The 3,995-nt window shown below is 71.0% G+C and carries 2 protein-coding genes; both read right to left on the bottom strand.

Going from position 1 to position 3,995, the window contains the following annotated elements; translation table 11 throughout:
- A partial coding sequence (locus tag AOK23_RS31195) for a response regulator (protein WP_157878208.1) occupies positions 1-668 on the bottom strand: 668 nt, incomplete at its 3' end.
- A 78-nt stretch (positions 669-746) separates the two neighbouring features.
- Positions 747-3,995 (bottom strand): pullulanase-type alpha-1,6-glucosidase (pulA, locus tag AOK23_RS31200; protein WP_157878207.1); only part of this gene is annotated, 3,249 nt, incomplete at its 5' end.

The raw sequence follows: 3,995 nt of genomic DNA on the forward strand, positions 1-3,995 counted from the left end.
GCGGTGAGGCGCCGGATGAGCCGGCCGACGGCGTCGTGGGCGCCGGCGTCGGGGAGGGTGGTGCGGGCGCGGGCGCGGGAGGTGCCGCTGTAGAGCTCGCCGTCCTCGCCGAGCACGAACACGGCGGCCGGTGACCGGGTGAGCCGGGCGGCGCCCTCGGCGGCGGCCGCCGCGAGTTCCCCGAGGGTGCGGGCGGCCTGGACGTCGACGATGGTCTCGGAGAGCAGGGTGAGCCGGCGGACGAGGGCCTCGGCGCCGTTGCGCACACGGGCGCCCCGTACGGCGGCGCGGACGACGGCCTGGATCTCCTCGGGTTCGGCGGGCACCGTCAGATACGCCTCGCCGCCTGCGTCGAGGCCCCGGCAGCGGTCGCCGGGGGCGATGGCGGCGGCGGAGAAGTGGACGACGGGGAGGGCCGCCGTCGGGGGCTGTGCCTTGAGCCGGCGGCAGAGTTCGAAGCCGCTCATGTCGGGGAGGCCGACGTCGACGAGGGCCAGGTCGGGCAGGGCGCCCGAGCGGAGGCGTTCGTCGAGTTCGGCGAGGGCCTCACCAGCGCTGGCGACAGGGACGACACTGTGTCCGGCTCTGCGCAGCACCGCGCCCATGGCGTAACGGCTGGCGGCCGCGTCGTCCACCACCAGAACAGTGGTGCGTCCTTCGTCGGCCATGAGACTCATAGGGCTGTTCGTCCCTGACGCTCGGGTGGTGCAGGCCCCCTCTCCACCTGCACCACCCAAGCTAGCGGCCTACCGGTTCGAGCGTGCGAATACCGCCACGGTCCGCCCCGGAACGGCGAACGTGCCGGATTCCGCTTCGTACGACGCGGACTTGACGGTAGAGTCCGCGCCCTCTGCCTGCACGGGGTGCAGGGCGTAGGCCGTTCCGGCGAGGTCCGTCACCGTCTGCTTCGCCTTCTCGGGGGTGGCGTTGAAGACGACGACCAGGTCGCCGAGCTCCATGGTGATGACGCCGGGGGTCTCGTCCTCGCCCGACAGCGGAAAGGAGAGCTTCGACTGGACCTGTCCGGTGGTGTCGAGGGAGAAGTCGCCCTCCGTCGAGCGGATCCGCAGCAGGTCCCGGTAGGCCGCCGAGGCGCCCTCGATCTGGTCGCAGCCGACGGAGACCGAGGTCAGCAGGGGCTTGGCGTACGACCACTTGGCCTTGTTGTCGGTGGCCGGGGGCAGGCCGCGGCCGAAGCCGTTGCCGTCGCGGCAGTCCCAGTGGATCGCGTTGAACCAGTCGCCGCTGTCGTAGGAGTTGCGGTCGAGGGACTTGGAGCGCAGCAGGTCGGTGCCCGCCTGGGAGAGGGCGGGGCCCTGGGAGAGTGCGGCCGTGGCCATGGCGAGGACCTGCATGCGCGACCGGTCGGCGGCGCTCGTCGACTTCGGCAGTTTGAAGGCCAGCGCGTCGAACAGTGACTCGTTGTCGTGGGCGTCGACGTAGGCGAGGGCGTCGCCGGGGGCGTCCGCGTAGCCGGCGGCACTGCCGTTGTAGTCGACCTCGGAGCCCTTGACCTCCTTGCCGCTGGTGTCGGTGAACCGGTAGTTCGCGAGGTTGCCGCTCAGGCCGACCTTGACGAGGTCCTGGTAGTGCAGCAGCCGGGACTTCTGCTCGGCCGGGGTGCCGTTGCTCCCGGAGGAGTTGGGTTCGGTGTAGAGGCCGGAGGCGAAGCCCTGGACGCCGGGGTCCTCGTCGAAGGGGCCGCCGCCGCGGACGGCGTCACGGGCGCGGTCGGAGAAGGTGGCGATGCCGGTGCCGGCCATGTTCTTCTGCGTGGCCTGGGTGAAGCGGGCGTCGTCGGCGACCTCACCGAAGTTCCAGCCCTCCCCGTACAGGATGATCTTCTTGCCGTCGACGCCGTCCTTGGCGGGGGTCAGCGCGTCGAGGGCCTTGCGGACGGCGAGGATGTTGGCCTTGGGGTGGTGGCCCATGAGGTCGAAGCGGAAGCCGTCGACCTTGTACTCCTTGGCCCAGGTGACGAGGGAGTCGACGACGAGCTTGCCCATCATCGTGTTCTCGGGCGCGGTGTTGGCGCAGCAGGTGCTGGTCGCGACGGAGCCGTCGGCGAGGAGCCGCTGGTAGTAGCCGGGGACGACCTTGTCGAGGACGCTGGTCTTCGCCTGGCCGCTCGCGGTGGTGTGGTTGTAGACCACGTCCATCACGACCCGCAGCCCGTCGTCGTTGAGCGACTTCACCATCTCGCGGAACTCGACCGTGCGCCGGGTGCCGTTCGGGTCGGTCGCGTACGAGCCCTCGGGGACCGTGTAGTGGTACGGGTCGTAGCCCCAGTTGAAGGCGTCCTTCGCGGCGGCCTTCGCCACGCACTCCTGCTGCTGCTCGGAGTCGGCGGCGTAGGAGCCGAGGTCGCAGTCGGGGGTCTCCTGGTCGGCCTTCCTCTCGGGGATGGTGGCGATGTCGAAGGCGGGCAGCAGGTGCACGTACGAGGTGCCGGCCTGCGCCAGCTGCCGCAGGTGCTGGGAGCCGGCGCTGTCCTTGTCGGTGAAGGCGAGGTAGGTGCCCTGGTCCTTGGCGGGGACCGTCTTGTCGGCGATCGAGAAGTCGCGGATGTGCAGCTCCTGGATCTGCGCGTCCTTCAGCGGTACCGCCTTCGGCTTGTCGTACGAGGTCCAGCCGCGCGGGGCGAGGGACCGGTCGGCGAGGTCGACGACGAGGCTGCGCTCGGAGTCGGTGGTGAGGGCGACGGAGTACGGGTCGGTGACCTTGTTGGTGACGAGCTTGCCGACGCTGGGCGCCCACACCTTGACGGTGTACCGGTAGGGCTTGCCCTTCCAGGACTTCGGGCCGGTGACGGACCAGACGCCGGTGGCGCCGTTCCGCTTCATGGCCACCTTCGTGCCGTCGAGGTCGAGGGAGACCTGCTGCGCGGTGGGCGCCCAGACGGCGAGGGTGGGGCGGCCGTCGCGGAAGGTCGGGCCGAGGTCGGCGTCCGATCCGTCGTAGAGGTCGTCGAGGACCCCGGCGATCTGCACGCCGGTCGCCGCGAGAACGGCGCCGTTGGCGGCCCGCTGGGAGACGACGAGCTGGCCGCGCAGGGCCTCGCGGACCCGGTCGCGGTCGCGGGGGTCGACGGTCCAGGCGGTGTACGCCTTCAGATGCGGGAACTTCGCCTTCTGGGCGTCGGTGAGGGACGACTTGGTGAGGCGGAGCCAGCGCTCGTCGGTGCTGGTGAGCGTGCCGTCCTTCACCGCGATGGATCCGGTGCGGGAGGAGAGCAGCTGGGTGGAGGCGGCGGCCTCGTCGCCGTTCCAGGCGAGGGTGTTCCGGTCGATCCAGATCGCCTTGGAGGTGGTCGGGTCGAGGGCGGCGGCGGACCCGGCGGGCTGCGGGAGCAGGTACTTCTCCTGGCCGCTCAGCAGCCACACCTCGTGGCCGTTCGCCTTGAGGTCGAGGGACTGGTCGGCGGGGAGGTCCTTCTCGTCGCCCTTGTGGAGGATGTAGCTGAGGCTGGTGGCGCCCTCGGCGAGCGGCACCTCGTAGACGGCGCCGTAGGCGTCGGTCCGCACCGGCTCCAGCGGCTTGGGCCAGTCGGTGGGGTTGGCGGCACCGGCCCAGACGTGCAGGCCCCAGCCGTCGTACTTGCCGTCGGCGCGGTGGTGGTGCAGGACGGCCTTGGACTTGTCCTGCTCCGGGTACTCGCCGGCCGGCCTCTCCGTGCGGACGGCCTCCTTGCCCTGCTCGACCCAGATCTCACCGGTCTTGGTGACGTCGATCGAGCGGTCGGCGGAGACGTCCTTGGTGCCGTCCTTGTCGATGACGAGGTAGCCGACGTTCGAGGCGCCGGGCTTCAGCTTGACGTAGGCGAAGGCGCCGTAGGCGTCCCGTCCGACGAAGTCGTGCCCCTCCGGCCAGGTGGTTCCCTCGCCGTCGGCGATGTCGCCCCAGGCGTACAGCCGCCAGTCGGTGTAGTCGCCGTCGGCACGCTTGTAGTGGACGATCGCGTAGTCGCGGGAGGAGGCGGTGGGGATCTCGGGGGC

It is taken from the genome of Streptomyces torulosus (assembly GCF_001419765.1).
GTDB lineage: Bacteria > Actinomycetota > Actinomycetes > Streptomycetales > Streptomycetaceae > Streptomyces > Streptomyces torulosus.